General features: G+C 43.2%; 16 protein-coding genes and 1 other RNA gene. 10 read left to right on the top strand and 7 right to left on the bottom strand.

Going from position 1 to position 17,072, the window contains the following annotated elements; genetic code table 11:
* Nucleotides 1-99 precede the first annotated feature (99 nt).
* A complete protein-coding gene (locus FM038_RS23275; RefSeq protein WP_142873618.1) occupies nucleotides 100-2,430 on the bottom strand; it encodes a multiheme c-type cytochrome in 2,331 nt (776 codons plus the stop codon).
* A gap of 473 nt (nucleotides 2,431-2,903) precedes the next feature.
* Here FM038_RS23275 and FM038_RS23280 point away from each other — a divergent pair, with 473 nt between their 5' ends.
* Entirely contained in the window at nucleotides 2,904-4,091 is a 1,188-nt protein-coding gene (locus FM038_RS23280; RefSeq protein WP_223292958.1) for a LysR family transcriptional regulator, read from the top strand.
* Between the two features lie 45 nt (nucleotides 4,092-4,136).
* On the opposite strand, the gene FM038_RS23285 is transcribed toward FM038_RS23280, so the two are convergent.
* Entirely contained in the window at nucleotides 4,137-5,117 is a 981-nt protein-coding gene (locus tag FM038_RS23285) for a LysR family transcriptional regulator (RefSeq protein ID WP_142873617.1), read from the bottom strand.
* 403 nt (nucleotides 5,118-5,520) lie between these two features.
* On the opposite strand from FM038_RS23285, the gene FM038_RS23290 reads away from it, so the two are divergent.
* The 4 genes from FM038_RS23290 to nrfD all read left to right on the top strand — a co-directional run bounded on the left by FM038_RS23290 (nucleotide 5,521) and on the right by nrfD (nucleotide 8,217).
* Nucleotides 5,521-6,018, top strand: coding sequence for a DUF2726 domain-containing protein (locus tag FM038_RS23290; RefSeq protein WP_142873616.1), 498 nt, complete (start codon nucleotides 5,521-5,523; stop codon nucleotides 6,016-6,018).
* A 90-nt stretch (nucleotides 6,019-6,108) separates the two neighbouring features.
* A complete protein-coding gene (locus FM038_RS23295; RefSeq protein ID WP_142873973.1) occupies nucleotides 6,109-6,585 on the top strand; it encodes a multiheme c-type cytochrome in 477 nt (158 codons plus the stop codon).
* Between the two features lie 10 nt (nucleotides 6,586-6,595).
* On the top strand, nucleotides 6,596-7,279 hold the full coding sequence (locus FM038_RS23300; RefSeq protein WP_142873615.1) for a 4Fe-4S dicluster domain-containing protein: 684 nt from the start codon (nucleotides 6,596-6,598) through the stop codon (nucleotides 7,277-7,279).
* Nucleotides 7,276-8,217, top strand: coding sequence for a cytochrome c nitrite reductase subunit NrfD (nrfD, locus tag FM038_RS23305; RefSeq protein WP_142873614.1), 942 nt, complete (start codon nucleotides 7,276-7,278; stop codon nucleotides 8,215-8,217). Before FM038_RS23300 ends, nrfD begins: the two co-directional genes overlap by 4 nt.
* A 239-nt stretch (nucleotides 8,218-8,456) precedes the next feature.
* Here the strand turns inward: nrfD and rnpB are convergent.
* An RNA gene (gene rnpB / locus FM038_RS23310) (RNase P RNA component class A) lies at nucleotides 8,457-8,802 on the bottom strand.
* 84 nt (nucleotides 8,803-8,886) lie between these two features.
* A complete protein-coding gene (gene rsmI, locus FM038_RS23315) occupies nucleotides 8,887-9,732 on the bottom strand; it encodes a 16S rRNA (cytidine(1402)-2'-O)-methyltransferase (protein ID WP_142873613.1) in 846 nt (281 codons plus the stop codon).
* 102 nt (nucleotides 9,733-9,834) lie between these two features.
* Between rsmI and FM038_RS23320 the strand changes: the two genes are divergently transcribed.
* The 4 genes from FM038_RS23320 to FM038_RS23335 all read left to right on the top strand — a co-directional run bounded on the left by FM038_RS23320 (nucleotide 9,835) and on the right by FM038_RS23335 (nucleotide 13,331).
* Entirely contained in the window at nucleotides 9,835-11,694 is a 1,860-nt protein-coding gene (locus FM038_RS23320) for a penicillin-binding protein activator (protein WP_142873612.1), read from the top strand.
* Nucleotides 11,694-12,056 carry a YraN family protein gene (locus tag FM038_RS23325; RefSeq protein WP_142873611.1) on the top strand — a complete coding sequence of 121 codons (363 nt, stop codon included), beginning with the start codon at nucleotides 11,694-11,696 and terminating at the stop codon, nucleotides 12,054-12,056. Before FM038_RS23320 ends, FM038_RS23325 begins: the two co-directional genes overlap by 1 nt.
* An 83-nt stretch (nucleotides 12,057-12,139) precedes the next feature.
* Nucleotides 12,140-12,730, top strand: a complete 591-nt coding sequence (locus FM038_RS23330; RefSeq protein ID WP_142873610.1) for a phosphoheptose isomerase — start codon at nucleotides 12,140-12,142, stop codon at nucleotides 12,728-12,730.
* Nucleotides 12,731-12,761: 31 nt separating this feature from the next.
* Nucleotides 12,762-13,331 (top strand): BON domain-containing protein, encoded by a 570-nt coding sequence (locus FM038_RS23335; protein ID WP_142873609.1) that lies wholly within the window; start codon nucleotides 12,762-12,764, stop codon nucleotides 13,329-13,331.
* A 59-nt stretch (nucleotides 13,332-13,390) separates the two neighbouring features.
* Here FM038_RS23335 and FM038_RS23340 read toward each other — a convergent pair whose 3' ends face one another.
* A complete protein-coding gene (locus FM038_RS23340; RefSeq protein WP_142873608.1) occupies nucleotides 13,391-14,290 on the bottom strand; it encodes a DMT family transporter in 900 nt (299 codons plus the stop codon).
* Nucleotides 14,291-14,430: 140 nt separating this feature from the next.
* On the opposite strand from FM038_RS23340, the gene FM038_RS23345 reads away from it, so the two are divergent.
* A complete protein-coding gene (locus FM038_RS23345; RefSeq protein WP_142873607.1) occupies nucleotides 14,431-15,306 on the top strand; it encodes a LysR substrate-binding domain-containing protein in 876 nt (291 codons plus the stop codon).
* Nucleotides 15,307-15,361: 55 nt separating this feature from the next.
* Here the strand turns inward: FM038_RS23345 and trpS are convergent, their stop codons facing one another.
* Both trpS and FM038_RS23355 read right to left on the bottom strand, forming a co-directional pair.
* Nucleotides 15,362-16,369, bottom strand: coding sequence for a tryptophan--tRNA ligase (trpS, locus tag FM038_RS23350; protein ID WP_142873606.1), 1,008 nt, complete (start codon nucleotides 16,367-16,369; stop codon nucleotides 15,362-15,364).
* Nucleotides 16,362-17,072 carry a phosphoglycolate phosphatase gene (locus FM038_RS23355; protein WP_142873605.1) on the bottom strand — a complete coding sequence of 237 codons (711 nt, stop codon included), beginning with the start codon at nucleotides 17,070-17,072 and terminating at the stop codon, nucleotides 16,362-16,364. Before FM038_RS23355 ends, trpS begins: the two co-directional genes overlap by 8 nt.

A 17,072-nucleotide genomic window follows, 5' to 3' on the forward strand; every position in this document is an offset into this window, starting at 1 on the left:
CTGACTAAATAGGCGATACATTATTGATATTTGTGATCTCGGTAAAAAAAGACCCTAGCTCAGTGCTAGGGTCAAAACTTTGCAGGAGATGTAACTTAGCTATTTCAGGTTATGCGACTCCTTCAAATTATTAAGGTCATGACACACGGAGCAAGACTCTTCACCCGTGTACTCGTTAAGTGTGACGCCAAACTGCGCACCGTTCTGCTTCATATGAGCAACGACCTCAGCACGTACTTGTTTACGATCTTCGCCCTCTTCTGCAGCACGCTTACCGTGACAACTTAAACATACGGCAGCGGTAGGAGAGACATACGCATCCGCGACACCATCAACAGCATAACGGCCGTTCACAGGGTTTGTTGGGTCGGTATAGGTGTCCATATAATCAAGATCTAATGCCAAAGGCTTACGACCGACTAGATATTTAGCATCGAAACTATCTTCTGTATGACACTTGGCACAATTCGCTAGGTCTGCGGAGTATTCAACGTTACGTCTCCAACCTTCACCACTTTGGTTAGCTCGGTTGTTAGCGTGCATTGCGTGGATCCAAACCTTCTGATCTGGATGGCTCATGGTCAACTGCTCAACATAATCCTTATCACCTTGCTTGGTATGTGCATCACGAATAACCTGAGTGGGCACCACGTTGGCGTTGTGGCAAGCCATACACTCTTCAGCAGCATTAGAGGCGGTAGTCCAATCACGCTCGCCACGAGGCATCAAATCTTTCAACAAAATTTGCTCATTGCTATCAACATTGCCAGAGACACAAGTTGTACCGTGGAACTCACCATCACCCGCTTTAGAGTGACAGTTACGACAGTTAAGCGTCATCTGCACAAAACCATCTGCAGATGTTGTCGTACCATGACAATCACCACATAGCTCGTTAGTCACTATTTGACGGCGTGGACGCTCCTCCATCAGACCTTCAGTATTAAAGAACTCTAACCAGTTGTAACCCGCAGCACCGTTACTCCAATCAGTCTCACCGTCACAGTCCATAATGCTCTCGCCTGCAGCATCCATACAGAACCAGATACGCGGAGAGATGGTGCCATATAAGTCCGTCACATCACCTTTGAACTTATCTTCCATGGAGAAGGGACCAATCTCGTAAGTCGTCTTGCCATTGTTATAACCAACAACAATTGGCTTCTCTGAATAACCTTCATATGGCCCTTTATTAGTGTGTACGCGCAATACCTTACCGCGACCGTCAGCAACACCTTCACCAAATCCTAGACCTTGGTCATGATCGCCCCAGTTGATATAAAACTCGGCGTAGTAGAGGTAGTTAACTTTATCCAACTGTTCGTTACGCGAGACACCATTCTTATCTAGAATATCGATAGTAACCTGAACGAATGAGCCCTCTTTACCCTGATTTTCTTCAGCTTGCGGCTGAGAAATCATCTTAGCGTCAGTCACTGTTAGGTGGAGGTTCTTACGTCGCTCATTCTGTCCCTGGTAGGTACCAAGGTGTAAGCTCTCGATAACATCTGGCGTATGGCAGTTTGCACACTGAGAATTATCGGCATAAGGCCAGTGGTTGACTCCCTCTTTGAAGTCCACCTCGGTATGACAAGTCACACACGTCTCGGCAGTCGGTACCTCACGCCAGTTAGCGAAATCTGTAGCTTGTTCATTCTCTGAGTGGCAATTATCACAGCCCCCAACCGGCGCAGAAATAACACCAATATGCGCTTCATGGGCCAACATAGGGAAAACTTTGCTCGCATCGCCCATCTTATTATCGGTATGACATGAGACACAGGTTTCCACTTCTGTGTATTTACCACCATGAATAGCAAAATCATCATGACAACCGGCACAGTTTTGATTATTAACTACATTTTTACTGTATAGCGCTTCCTCTCCCTGACCTCTGAAGTCATAGTGAGTGTTGGCATAGGAAATTTCTGTTGAACCAACGGCTTCCCCGCCAGTACGTAAGACGAGTCTAAGCGTCTTTTCATCTGTGATATCAAAGGCAGCTTCAGCAGTGACATCTTTAACGAAACTATATCTGTAACTACCGTCTTGATTATCAGTCAAGGTGCCACACTCAGAGTACTTACTCGCGGGGCAAGCTTCAGAGCTCAACAGGCTCCAATTGCTGGCATCACCTTCCATGCCCTCTTCAAGTCCCGATAGGATAAAACCAAACTTCTCTAACCCAACAACCGGCAACGCCTTCTCATTGGTAACTGTAAAAGTAATATCAGATTGAGTCCCTACCGAAATTTTTCCCATTTCAACAGTGAGCACTTTCGCATCCGTTGCAACAGGAATGCTTGGCTGACCTGGTTGACCTGGCTCACCATCTTTACCATTTTGTCCATCATCACCGGAACACCCTGTCAGGGCTAACCCGATGAACGCTGCTAATGTAGCAACCTTCATACCGATTCGTTTCATCATCAACTCCACTCACTTATATATAAGCCCTCTTCTCTGGGGCAAGTGAAATGTATCGAATCGATGGAAAATATAGTGTGATAGCCTCGATTGCATTCCAGTCAATCTGATCAAGCGGGAGCTAAGCCCCAAAACCAGTAACCAATGTTAATAATTGGTGGCCACTAGGATCCAATCGAGAACGTAAGATGTAGCGATAAAGTTAACTCGCGCTGATTAATCGTGATTGTTAGCACATTTCAAACTCACAAAAGCTAACAAAAGTCTGAATTGTTACCAACCGCTAGGATTTCGAGTCATTTTGCCAACTCTGACAGGAGGTAATGTTCAATCAGTGCAAGATTATCGAGCTCAAAACCGTCGAGACAATGCGCGCTTGAACAGGTCTATAAGCGCCCTCTTATTTAGCAAAAGCAATCAGTTATGGGCAGTTCATTGATCTACTTCCTAGATTTTTATTTATGGTAGTGATAAAAATGATGCTTGCACATTCTCGCTTACTTTCTGAACAAATCGATAAAGGTTCATTCAAAGGCGAACAAACGTGGAGCAAGACTTTACGTTCCAATAAAGGTTCAACAATAAGAAAGGGTCTGTTAATGAAACAAGTGAGTCGTCTTGATTATTTTACCTTACAGGTCTTCATTGGTTTAGTTGAACTAAAAAATGGCAGTGCGGTAGCGGATAAACTGAACACAACACAATCTAAAGTCAGTCGAGCACTTAGTTGCATGCGTGAAGTCTTGTGTGATGAGCTATTTGTGCGACAGAAGTATGGTTTTGAACCCAATCGACTCGCCTTAAAGATAACCCCTATGGTGCAGGCTGTTCTGCAGCAATACGATAAAATTATTGCTGCCACTTCAGATAAAAAAATCTCCTCCTACGAGTTAACTGTCGCAGCTTATGAACATTGGTCGTTCATGGTACTTAATTGTATTCAGCAATCTTGTCGCTGCGTTGAAGGAGGCGTACACGTTAATGTATTACCTTGGTCAGAAAATGTGGGCCAACGCCTGAGCCAAGGTAAGATTGATTGCAGTATTTCGATTGCACCGATTAATCACCCCATGGTAACTGATAGCAAAATTGGTGACATCACGCACTTTTTTATCGTTGCTAGAGCAGGACACCCTTTACTTGAGTCACCCCAACCTCTGGTTGATATTTTTAATTACAATATCGGTTTAGTTAATTCTAATTTACAGAATAATCAGCAGCATCCCATTGAGGAGTACGCTCAAGCTAATGACATCGATATTCGAGTCGTACTTAAGAGTCCAAGCGTGAACATGATTATCGATCACGTCAGTAACACCGAGGATGTATGCATACTATCATCGGCAATGTCTTTTTATTACTTTGAAAACCGCACCGACGTGGGCTTTACTGATATATCATCGGACTGGCGAAAAACGTTTGGCCTCACTTGTGATAGCTATTATTTACACTGTCACCAAACTGTTTTACCACAGATAGTTAGCTGCTTAGAGTCACTGTTAACCAACAAGCTGCGCGAGATGCAAGCTCATTATGATAATACGATAAAATCTATCGCTGACACTCATGTGATTTCAACCTGCTGCTCAAAAAATAATTGTACTGGTTTAGAGTGCCATACTGACTGCCATCATTTTAATAATACCGAACCAGAGACAGTTTAAACACCGACGACTCGCCAGCTAGGATTTAAAACTGTTCGTTAAACACTAATGTACGCTTTGTTTAATAATCTTCGTCACAGTCCGAGTTAACCAATCAATATGATTTGATTCATTTCCTTTCGCCTTAACCAGATACAAAGTCGGATAAGACTGTGACAGATACAGGCGCTTAGTTTCGATTTCAGATAAACAACAAACATGCAGCCCTGGTAACAAATTACTTTGATCGAAAACCTTATTATAAGGTAACAAGGTAACGCTATTGCTATCTGCAAGGAACTGATAGATCTCATGAAAAGTTAACTTACAGTCAATGTCGTCAATGTTGGCTAATTGACACAAGAGTTTGTGTTGTTGGCAATACAATAAAAATGGATCGACTGAAGAGGGTATCGCCAGGTCAACTGCGCTCAAGTATGGATAACTTGCGATCGTCTCTAAATCCAGTTCCTGCTTTAGCAGAGGATGGTTAAGTCCGCACACTAGGTAGAGATGATTCAGCTGCATTAATGGAATAATATCCAATGAATCAACATAAAAGTGAAACCGTTGCTGATTTGACTCACTCAATATGGCTAGATCTATCCTTCCCTGTTTTATTTCATTAAAAATATTGTCAGAGTCAGTGTGCAGCTTATAGCTTAAGGGCAGATGGGCATCATAGATTTCACGACTAAGTTGCTGTGGGAAATGTTGGATCAGCATATCACTAGCAAAAATATTTATCGCACTATCCATTTTATTGTTATCGAGCTCATTGAGCTGATAAAGGTGCTGTGAACACTGGACAAGTTCCTTAGCAATTGGATATAGCTTCCGGGTAAATTCATTGGGGATCAAACCATGCTTTTTCCTAATGAATAAGGGGTTATTAAAAATAACTCTAGCATGCTGCAAGCAACGACTCACCTTTGGCGCAGGAATATTCATTTGCTGAGCAACAAAAGTGGCTGAGTGCTTTTCATATAGATTGACTAATATATTTATACTCAGCATATCCAAATCATCTAGAGTCACATCGCGCATATTAAACACCTCTACACATTTAAGGCTTCACAATTAACAATATACTAAATATTGTTTTTGGTAAATAATATTAGTAATAAAGACCAATTACACAAAGCAATTAACACACACAAACCCACCGCAGTATAATCACGAATAGAAAATCACAAGCAACTGATTTAAATCGCATTAAAATAGTAATCCATTAATCTGCACTTTTCACATTCAAGAATCCCACCTTATGAAACTGATATTATTACTTAGTGGATTTCTGAAACTTATAATTCTACAAGTTAACACTGTGACTAAACTATGATTTCAAATAAATTGATTTTGATATTTATTGCACGAAATTATATGTAAGAGTAATAATTAATACGAGATAAAAATAAATAAAGTAAAAATAATACCCAGGAGGTTTATTATGAACGCCACCGTTATATTCAGTTATGCTTTTATATATTTTGTTTTGTTTTTGATTGTTCCTCTGGTTATCGTAACATTTGTAATGACTTGTATTAAGTTCTTTAGATCGAATGGTATGCAGATGACAGAGCTCAGCGTCAAACCACATCGGTTAGATAAGGAGTCAATGCATTTTCTAAAAACCTTAAAAGCAATGACAAACAATCGCTATGATGTTCTCTATGGCGCATCACTGGTCAACGTTGTTGATATTGACGACTCAGTTAAAAATCATGAAGAAGTACAAGATTTTATGGAGCACTGTCATCTTGATTATGTCGTAGTAGATAACGAGTCATCATCAGTGAAGCTAGTCATTAGTAATTCCGATGAAAGCTCGCCTGAACAGACTAAATTTGTAGAAAAATGTTTAGACTATGTGGGCGTTCAATTCATCAAACTAGACAAGAATAAACAGTGCAATGAAGCTTCAATAATGAACGCGCTCGCCGCATAACAACCCACAAACAATCCTAGCGCCAATGCTAACAATTGGCGCTCACTTCCCTTAATGTTTTGTATTCACCTTTCGGTGTAAGGATCCCTGATGTCCATTACTTACCGTTACGGCGCTATATTGCTTTATGTCGTGTGGTTCTTCTTGTTGTGGGCTAGCTTCCCCCTGCCCGCATCAGCAGAAGAAGAAGCGAACGTAATGACCAGCCGTACTTGCATGAAATGCCATAAGCGTAATGGCCTGATGATAGGCTTACACGCCAATAGCGGACTCGATATCCGCTGTGAAGATTGTCACGGTGAAAAAGGTCGTCATCCTAAAAAAGGTTCTGCCATTAAAGCATTTACTGCCGACAGCCGCACAGCAAAAACTGAGCAAGTTGCCACTTGCCTTACATGTCATGACCATCAAGAACTTGCCAGAGCTCATTGGACTCACAACGTACATGCCAATAATGTTGGCTGTGGTGAGTGCCATCAACTGCACCCACAAAATGATCCCATATTAAACCTGCAAGGATCTCAGCGCAGTCAGCTATGTATAACTTGTCATCAAGCCAAGAGATAGGAGATGCACCATGGAAAATTCAAAGAGACGTTTTCTAAAGGGATGTGGTGGCTTGCTTGCGGGTATATCTGTCTATACCGTCACAAAATCGCCACTGGCAAGTAACGGTGAACCAGAACCCCAAGTGAAATATGCCATGGTGCATGACGAAAGCCTATGTATAGGCTGTCTTGCTTGTGAGGACGCTTGTCGCGAGGTTAATCAGGTTCCCGAGGGAGTCACTAGGCTCAAGATCCTGCGTACTGGTCCATTTGGTGAATATCCAGATCAGCGCTATCACTTTCGCCGACACTCTTGCCAACACTGTGAATCTGCACCTTGTGTAAAAGTCTGCCCAACGGGTGCAGCTTATATCGATAAGGAAACAGGTATAGTCGCAGTGAATGAAGATCGCTGCGTAGGCTGCCAATACTGTATTGCAGCTTGCCCTTATCAAGTACGCTTTATTAATCCAGAAACCAAGGCTGCTGATAAATGTGACTTTTGCCAACAAACCCAGTTATCACAAGGTTTACAGCCAGCTTGTGTGCAGGCTTGCCCAACAAGGGCCTTGGTGTTTGGAAATATCAAAGACCCGACATCTGAGTTAGTTAAGTTATTAAAGTCTAAGCCTAGCTATCGTGAAAAAGTAGATTTAGGCACCCGTCCCAAATTATTCCACATTCAGACAATTGATGGGGAGCTTGTATTATGAGTGCATTTCATTTTGATGGTCTAGTCTGGCATTGGCCAATCGCTATCTACCTTTTTCTCGCGGGATTATCAGCAGGGGCGGCTTTCTTTGCCATTATGCTCAAACACTTTAAATTAGCAGAGCGGGCCTATCTCTCCCCCTTTGTCCAAGCAGCAGCAATTATTGCACCTGTTGCCGTGTGTGCTGGATTGGGAATTCTAGTGCTGGATCTGACTAAACCATTCGATTTTTGGAAGATATTAGTTTTTTACAATACAAGTTCAGTGATGTCGATGGGAGTACTGGTTCTCATGGCTTACCAGCTATTACTATTTGCTTGGATTGGCTGCATATTTGGTGAGCCTCTGCAGCGATGGCTGGCTCATCGCTGGCCATTATTAGACAAAGTGATTGTGGCGCTAATGAAGCAAGAAGAGGTCATCACTGGCGTGCTGGTTATCTTATCCTTATCACTGGGTGCTTATACTGGCTTTTTATTATCGGCCTTGATAGGTTTCCCGCTGTTGAACAATCCAGTGTTACCACTGCTGTTTTTGATTTCAGGCTTATCATCAGGCGCCGCCTCGACCTTGCTGGGTGGTATTTTTCTTAGAGGCAACCCCAACGGCGTTGAAGTGAGGTTTATTCATAAAATTGAGATCCCCATGATTTTAGTGGAGATCATTTTACTGTTTACCTTCTTCGCGGGCTTAATTTTATCGGGCGGGCAAAGCCAAGTCGCTGCCCTCAATGCGATAGGAGAAGGGTTTTGGGGCTGGATCTTCTGGGGGGGAGTCGTAGGTATTGGTTTGACCTTACCACTGGCATTTAATCTTTGGATGAACGTATCGTCAGACAGGAAGTTTGCCTATGTTGCCGTGACTGCAAGCTTTAGCTTGATAGGCGTATTATTACTGCGAAACTTTATCCTCTATACCGGACAGATGACTTCGGCCTAGCATTCGCAATGATTTAGCAGACAACAAAAAGCCCGCTTATCGTGAGATAAGTGGGCTTTTATTTTTATTAGGTGATATTTATGCCCGATAAGCCCTGCTCGGCAGGCAGAAAGTTAAAAACCGCATCTCTTGCGAGATGCGGTTCTACTTTTATTAGGTGACATTTATGCCCGATAAGCCAATGCTTACAGGCAGAAACGTAAAAGGCCCCACATTGCTGTGAGGCCTTATACTTTTATTAGGTGAGTTGGCCGATAAGCCGGGTCTTGTCGTGGACAGTTATTCATCTAGGCCTGCAATCGCTCACAGGCTCAAGCGACCTACCCGGTTCCAACGCGAGCCGCGCCGTATGGAACCCTATTTGGTCTTGCTTCGGGTAGAGTTTACCTTGCTACGAACTATTACTAGTCGCACGGTGCGCTCTTACCGCACCCTTTCACCCTTACCAATCCGAAGATTGGCGGTCTCCTCTCTGCTGCACTTGTCGTCGGTTCACACCGCCCAGGCGTTACCTGGTACCCTGCTCTATGAAGCCCGGACTTTCCTCCCCGTTCTTGCGAACGCGGCAACTGTCTGGCCAACTCGGCGCGGATTATAGCGAGTGTTGGCGATGACGGCAAGCAATTAAATGCCCAGAGTTAATAACCTAGGCCGAACTCGCAGCAGTTTTTATAACCCTATCTCTAAACCATATTTATATAAGGCATTTTTCTTGATGCCATAGATTTGGCCAGCAATCGCGGCAGCTTTCTTTAACGGTAACTCTTCGACAAGAAGCTTAAGTGTATTCACCACTTCGGTTGGAATACCGGTATCTTCGGTGTCGCTACGGTAACCATGACACATCAAGACAATCTCACCTCGTTGCTGGTTAGGGTCACTTTTAACTATCTCAAGCACTTCAGCCACTGTTCCCGAAAGAAAGGTTTCAAAAGTCTTAGTGATTTCGCGACCCATTACAATCTGTCGGTCCTCACCTAAAGCCACCAAAAATGACTCGAGACTCTGAACGATGCGGTGAGGCGATTCATAGAAAATCAGCGTTCTGGGATCTTCTTTCAGTGCAGTCAACTTGTCTAAACGTCCTTTCTCTTTCGAAGGTAGAAAACCTTCGAAAGTGAAGCGATCTGAAGGAAGACCCGATGCACTTAGCGCTGTAATAGCGGCACATGGCCCAGGCAGAGGTGTGACCTCATAACCAGCAGCTCTAACCGCTGTCACTAAGTGGTAGCCAGGATCTGAAATGAGTGGGGTTCCTGCGTCTGAAATCAGCGCCACTGGCTCACCGTTACTTAATTTCTGAATGATCCAATCGGCTCTGTCTCGCTCATTATGATCATGGAGCGCTGTTTTTCTGGTCTCGATGCCGAAGTGACTCAGAAGTATTCCGCTGTGACGGGTGTCCTCACAGGCAATTAATTTGACATTATTAAGTACATCTATGGCACGAGAACTGATATCGGCAAGGTTGCCGATTGGGGTTGGAACTATGTAAAGAGCGACCGCCAGATCCATATCTACCTCGGTTTGACTATCACAAGACTTTCGTCAAGCGTAAGAGAAGGTTAAACTATTGGCTGCATCTTACCAGAGTGGCCTCTTGTGTTGAAAAAAAGTATGTTGAAAAGACTAAATACAACTAAATTTATTTCTATCGCGATTTTATCTACGCTATTGTTCGGTTGTGGCTCTACGCCAAGCCAAGTTAAGCCAAAGGTCACACAAGTATCTTTAGTAAGTGCACCTCTGCAGCCTACGGATTACCTAGCAAAAGCGTCAACGGCCAGCAGCCAGGAAAAACAAAACCGATACGTATTACTCGCTGCACATGCCTTTATCAATGAGGGTGATGCTCATTCAGCCGTCAAGACACTAACCTCTATCAAAACTAGTTTAGTCCAAAAACCTGAACTCTTGGCGGAGCATAAATACTTAACAGCAAGAGCATTAGAGTTAACATCGACTTATGATCAAGCACTCAATGAGCTAAATTACCCCTCACAATGGCAACTTGCCGATTGGCAGATGGTGGCTTATTACCAATTTAAAGCGCGTTTGTATCAATTTACTAAGCAACCGATCGAACAAGTTAGACAATTAAGCCTATTAAGTACTCACCTACCAGCAGAGCAAGCCAGCGAAGTAAATGACAGTATTTGGCGGATCTTGCAACCACTGCACGAGCAAACATTACTGACTTTTAGCAAGGATCCATCTAATTCAGTGTTTGCTGGTTGGCTACAGCTAGCCTACATAGCAAAACATTACGCCATAACGCCTAATAAACTCGTACAGCACCTAGGTGATTGGCAACAGGTAAACCCGACACATCCCGCTTCTATCAAGTTACCGACAGATCTTGAAAAAGCGTTAACTACCAAACCTTACAAGCCAAACAACATCGCTGTGTTATTGCCGTTAACAGGCCCAAGAGCCAATATTGCTAGCACAGTAAAGCACGGTATTATGTCCAGTTACCTGACTAATCCTGATGATAATGTATCAATAAATTTTTTCGATACGGCTAAAGGAGCATCCCTTGCCTATCAGAAAGCTATGGCAGCAGGAGCAGAGTTTATTATCGGTCCGCTACTTCAATCTGAAATTGAAGAGTTACAAAGCGCTACACCGACCAATAAGCCTACAGTAGATAATGACCCATCTTTAATATCTCAACCTGTACCACAATTATTTCTTAATCATGTAGATGACTTTTCACCAAGTAACGATAGCTTCTATTTTGCACTCTCACCGGCGCATGAAGCGAGCGATGCTGCAGAGAAAATGTTTGACGACGGTATAACGACACCGCTCGTCTTAGCCAGTAATAACGCCGTGGGCCATAGAATGGCTGATAGTTTCAGTAAGGCTTGGGCGGAGTTAACTCAAGCACCTGCCGAAATTCATTTTTATGACCCTGGCGACAAAATGAAAGTGACGGTACAAAAATCTCTCGGCGTTATCGACAGTAAGGAGCGTATCGCGCGTATCAAGGCTCTAATCGGTAATACAGTCAAAGCAGATTTTCGCTCTCGCCGTGATATAGATGCTATTTATATGATATCGGGTAATCGAGACCTCCCACTGCTAAAACCTTTTATTGATGTTAATTTTAGTGTTTTCGCAGAGCCTGTACCGCTTTATACTACCAGCCGAGCTCGAGTCGAAGATAACTCACGAGAAGTGTCTCAAGAGCTAAATAATCTTATTATTAGCGATATTCCATGGTTAATAGCCAGTAATGACGAAACTCAACTGGTCGAAAAGCTATGGCCAACTTGGAGCTATGGTCGAAAACGTCTCTATATCATGGGTTATGATGCACTTGAATTAGTTGGTAAACTTGCCCAGATGCGTGCGTTACCCGGCTATCAATTCTCGGGAAGAAGCGGCATGCTGTCAGTGTCTCCCGATGGCACTGTAAATAGAAAGCTCAGCTGGGGCCGTTATCAAAGAGGCAGTTTACGCCCACAATAATGGCATTTAACATAGGCAATAAAGCTCAAGCTTCCCATGAGCAAGGTCAGCTTGGTGAAAACCAAGCCAGAAAATATTTAGAACAACAGGGACTAACCTTTGTCGACCAAAATGTTAGATACCCTTTTGGTGAGATTGATCTCATCATGCAGCAAGGCAAAGAAGTTATCTTTGTCGAAGTAAAATACCGCTCAAAAAGCCATTTTGGCGGCGCAGTCAATGCGCTGAGTAAAAAACAAATTCAGAGGCTGAGGCGCTCTGCCGAGCATTATATGCAAGTCAACAAGATGGATGTGATCTGTCGCTTTGATCTTATTGCTATTGATACCGGACAGATACACTGGCTAAAGAACGCATTTTAAAACAAATTTAATGTTTCATCTCATAAGTGAAAAATCAACTTATGGCATGATAGCGACAGATCTTAAAGTTAAGGATTTACCTAATGTTAGAACGTATTAAAGATAGTTTTACCCATTCGATTCAAACCAAGATTGACGCTTCTGAATCATTGCCTGAATCTATTGAGAAGGCTGCAGAAATGATGGTCCAATGTCTTTTAGGTGGCAATAAGATTTTAGCCTGTGGTAATGGTGGCAGTGCCGGTGATGCTCAGCATTTTTCTGCAGAACTATTAAACCGCTATGAAATTGAGCGTCCACCATTGCCTGCTATCGCCCTTAGTTGCGACACTTCAACAATCACCGCTATAGCTAACGATTACAGCTACGACGAAATTTTCTCTAAACAGATTATGGCACTAGGTCAGCCTGGAGATATCTTGCTTGCGATTTCAACTAGCGGTAACTCAGGTAACGTCATTAAAGCCATGGAAGCAGCCCTAAGTCGTGATATGACAATCGTATCCTTGACCGGTAAAGACGGTGGCGCAATGGCAGGCCTATTAAGCGTCAATGATGTTGAGATCCGTGTGCCTTCAAACAGTACCGCACGTATTCAGGAAGTACATCTGCTTGCGATTCATTGTTTATGTGACAATATCGATCGCACCTTATTCCCTCAGGATGAGCAGTAATGCCCAATAAGCTTATTCAGGAGTTCACAGTATGAGTCGATTACTACCAATAATGGCAGTACTTCTCATGCTGCAAGGCTGCGCAGGGGCCGTTATGGTCGGTGCAGTCGGCGGCGCAATGATGGTCAACGATGAGCGAAGCTTTCAGACTCAGCTCGATGATACTAATGCCGATTTTATGATCTCCAGCGAATTAGCTAAACTTGAAGATGTAAATAATCAAGCCAATATTACCGGCGTAGTCATGAACGGTAACACCTTGATGATCGGTCAATCGCCTAACTCTATGTTAAGAGATAAGGCGATACGGGCGGTTCAAAGCCTAAAAATCGGCGGTAAGATCCATAACCAGATCCGTATAGGCAATCCAACCTCTTTTACCACAAGAAGTAACGACACCTGGATCACTACCAAAGTCAAAAGCCGGATGCTAAATACCGATAACCTAGATGTCACACGAATCAAAGTTATCACCGAAAACGGTGAGGTATTTCTACTCGGTGTTGTAGCAAGAGATCAAGTTGAACTTGCTGTCGATGTCGCACGAAATACTGCCGGCGTTCGCAAAGTCATTAAGGTTTTCGTATCTCCTAGCTCTTAACGCACTAAAGCTAGAATACTCCTAGTTTTAAGATACTTAATTTAAATATGTTTAGTTTTTCAAGTTCGTCTATGGCTTGGATAAAATTGACCGATGCGAGCTATCACCTGACGCTTGCTGACGCCAGCAAATAACCAAGGTAAAAGAATAGATGGCAGCACGATGAACCCAGCGCCAATCCAGCTCAAACCATCTAACCACTCTCCAAACCATAGCCAACCAAACAAGACACAGAACACCAGCCCCGTATATTCAGCAACAGCCACTTCGCTAGCCATGGCTCTTCTATAGGCTAATACACAAAGCCACTGGTATAAGAGTAAAAAGAGGTTACTAGCAACAGCAATACCAAGTAGTGTCCAACTCAAGCCGGAGATGCCTTGATAAGCAGCAAATACCATAGCTAATGGTATGCCTAACAAGTTATACATGACCAAGGTAATAATTGGTGATTCATCGGCAGATAGCTTTTTCAATAATAACTGATTGATCGCGAATGTCATGGCAGCAGCTAATACCAGCACACCGAACAGATTCATTTCACTGGGTCTAAGAATAATGACGATACCTATAAAGCCTAATAAACCGCAGATAGATTGCACTGGGGTTATCTTTTCTTTTAAAAATATCGCCCCCATAAACATGATCATTAAAGGTGCTGAGTAAAAAAGTGAACTTACCGTAGCCAGAGGCAGAGACATCAAGCCGACAACCAATAAAAGCGCGCCGAAAGCACCGATATTAGCCCTGACAAAATGAAGCTTGTTATGACTGGATTTAGGCCTGCCAAGCATTATCCAAAATGGTAACAACATAAGGATTGAGGTCAGTTGACGAAGCAGTACAAATGTCGCGGCATTAGTCTCTTCCGGTAGCCACTTAATCGATACATCATAGAGTGCACTAAACACATTCCCAATAATCAATAAGCCTAATGCCATCATTACGTTAGGTTTCATCTTGCTTCTCTCTGATCACACAACATTATTTGAGCGCATCATATCCGGGAGTTAACTTTAGTTAAAATGATGATTTCTAATCTTATATGAATTACATTCATAGATTCATTGTTAACCCTTGATATGGATCAGTGCTAGATATGCGAAAAATTCCTCCTTTACGTGCATTACAGGTATTTGAAGCAGCAGCCAGGCAGGAACACTTCTCCCGAGCAGCTGAAGAGCTATGTATCACTCAAAGTGCTGTTTCACATCAAGTTAAGGTTTTAGAGGAGCATTTCTCTGAGCAGCTTTTTAGACGTGAAGGCAGACAGTTAAAGCTGACCTCAAAAGGAAAACTACTTTATCAAGAACTCACCCAGATTTTTGATAGCTTAAGCAGCTTAAATCAGCAGGTCTCTGGAGGGGAAAGCCAGGAACTTAGGCTCGCGGTATACAGCTCTTTTGCCGTCAAGTGGCTGATCCCCCGCCTAAGCCACTTTAGACGGCAGTATCCCGATATAAAAATCAGACTGAATATGATCACTGACGATCCGGAACTCTCTGACAGTGTCGCAGATATGTTTATCAGCGGACAAAATGGGCATCCCGGGTTTTGGCATAAGTTACTGCACCAAGAGAGGCTTATCCCCGTGTGTGCGCCAGAGCTATTTGATATAGGTGAAACCATCGAAGTGACTTCACTGTTTAAACAGCCATTGCTCACCGTGGATGAGGGACCATTAGGACTAGATTGGCCACGATGGAGTCAGGCTAATCAGGTTATATTTCCTCCCTCTCAACAGGAGCATATATTTAGCCATGTGTTACTTGCCATAGAAGCGGCAATTGCAGGACAGGGAGTCGCGCTAGCATCTGATTTTATGGTGATGAATGATATTGCAGATAAACGTCTTATCGCCCTTAATTTACCCGATATATATACTGGCTTTGAGTTTAATTTCAGCTGTAAGAAAAGCCGGGTAAAGGAGCCCGCTATTGCCGCTTTTATTACTTGGATCTGTACGCAAAACTAATCTAACTTGCATAAAAAAGCCGACTCTTAGTCGGCTGATATAACAAAATTAGCAGTTACACAATCAAGCCAATTTTTTCGTAAACTTTTTTCACGGTAACTTCGGCGCGAGCTTGAGCTTTCTCTGCTCCATCTTTCATCACTTGATGCAAGAATGTGGTGTCTTCTCTGAATTCGCGGTATCGAGCTTGTAACGGTTCAATCATCGCAACAACGGCTTCACCGGTTGCCGCTTTTAAATGACCATACATCTTACCTTCAAACTCAGCCTCTAACCCAGCAATACTCTTGCCTGATACGCCAGACATTAAGCTAAGCAAGTTAGATACACCTGGCTTGTTTTCTGTATCGAAACGCACAACTGGTGGCTCATCGCAATCTGTCATTGCCTTCTTAATTTTCTTCATGATCTTTTTAGGATCTTCAAGTAAGCCGATAACATTATTACGATTATCATCAGACTTAGACATCTTCTTAAGCGGATCTTGCAGCGACATCACCTTAGCACCTAGCTCTGGGATGAATGGCTCAGGGATAGCGAAAGTGTCACCATATGCATTATTAAAGCGCGTTGCAATATCGCGAGTTAACTCTAGGTGTTGCTTCTGATCTTGGCCCACAGGGATCTCATTGGCTTGATACAATAAAATATCGGCCGCCATCAATACTGGGTAAGCAAACAGACCCACATTAATGTTGCTGGCATGCTTCTGCGACTTATCTTTGAACTGAGTCATACGATTCAGTTCACCCATCTGGGTATAACAATTCAGTGCCCAACCTAACTGAGTATGCTGAGGAACCTGAGACTGGATAAAAACGGTACTCTTCTTAGGATCGACGCCACAAGCAAGGTATAGGGCCAAGGTATCCAGACAGGCTTCTCTTAGCGCTTTAGGATCTTGCCTCACTGTGATGGCATGGAGGTCAACGACACAATAAAGACAATCATGACTATCTTGCAGAGCGACCCACTGTCTCAATGCGCCCATGTAGTTGCCAATGGTCAGCTCACCTGACGGCTGTGCGCCGCTTAGTACTATGGGTTTTGCGGGGTTAGTCATACGTTTCTTGCTCCGTTGCTTTATGGCTACTGTTTACCAGCGTCATGATTTCACTAAATTGCTCACAGACCGCATCTGGGTCACTTAATCCGATATCTTCACCGTAGTTATACCCATAGGTCAAGCCTATCGAGGTAATACCAGCGGCTTTTGCGGCTAAAATGTCATTTTTTGAATCCCCAACCATCAAAAGCTCATTAGGCTCAAGTTGCCAATGAGATAAAAGATGAGTTAACGGCATCGGATCCGGTTTCATTTTTGCCAACGAATCACCACTCAAAATGCTCGAAAAATAATGTCTGATCTCGAATGCTTCCAAGAGTGGGACCGTAAATTCGTGTGGCTTATTAGTCACAATAGCAAGAGGATAATTCAGTTTTGATAATTGCTCTAATACCGACTTTACATCAGGATATAGCTGGCTGTGTTGCTGCAAGTTTTCTTGATAATGATGCATAAACTTAGGCATGGCATTATCTAACTCATCTTGCTCAACTTCACGATTCAAAGCAAAACTAAGCGCACGACTCATTAATACCCGTGCGCCATTACCTACCCAAGTACGCACTTGTCCTTCAGTGCAGCTAGGTAAATCAAGCTCAAGCAAAGTCGCTTGAGTTGCAGCAGCCAGATCTGGAACACTATCGATAAGTGTTCCATCTAGATCAAATGCAATGGCCTTTAAATGTTTCCAAGGTGTCAT

The organism is Shewanella eurypsychrophilus, from assembly GCF_007004545.3.
GTDB lineage: Bacteria > Pseudomonadota > Gammaproteobacteria > Enterobacterales > Shewanellaceae > Shewanella > Shewanella eurypsychrophilus.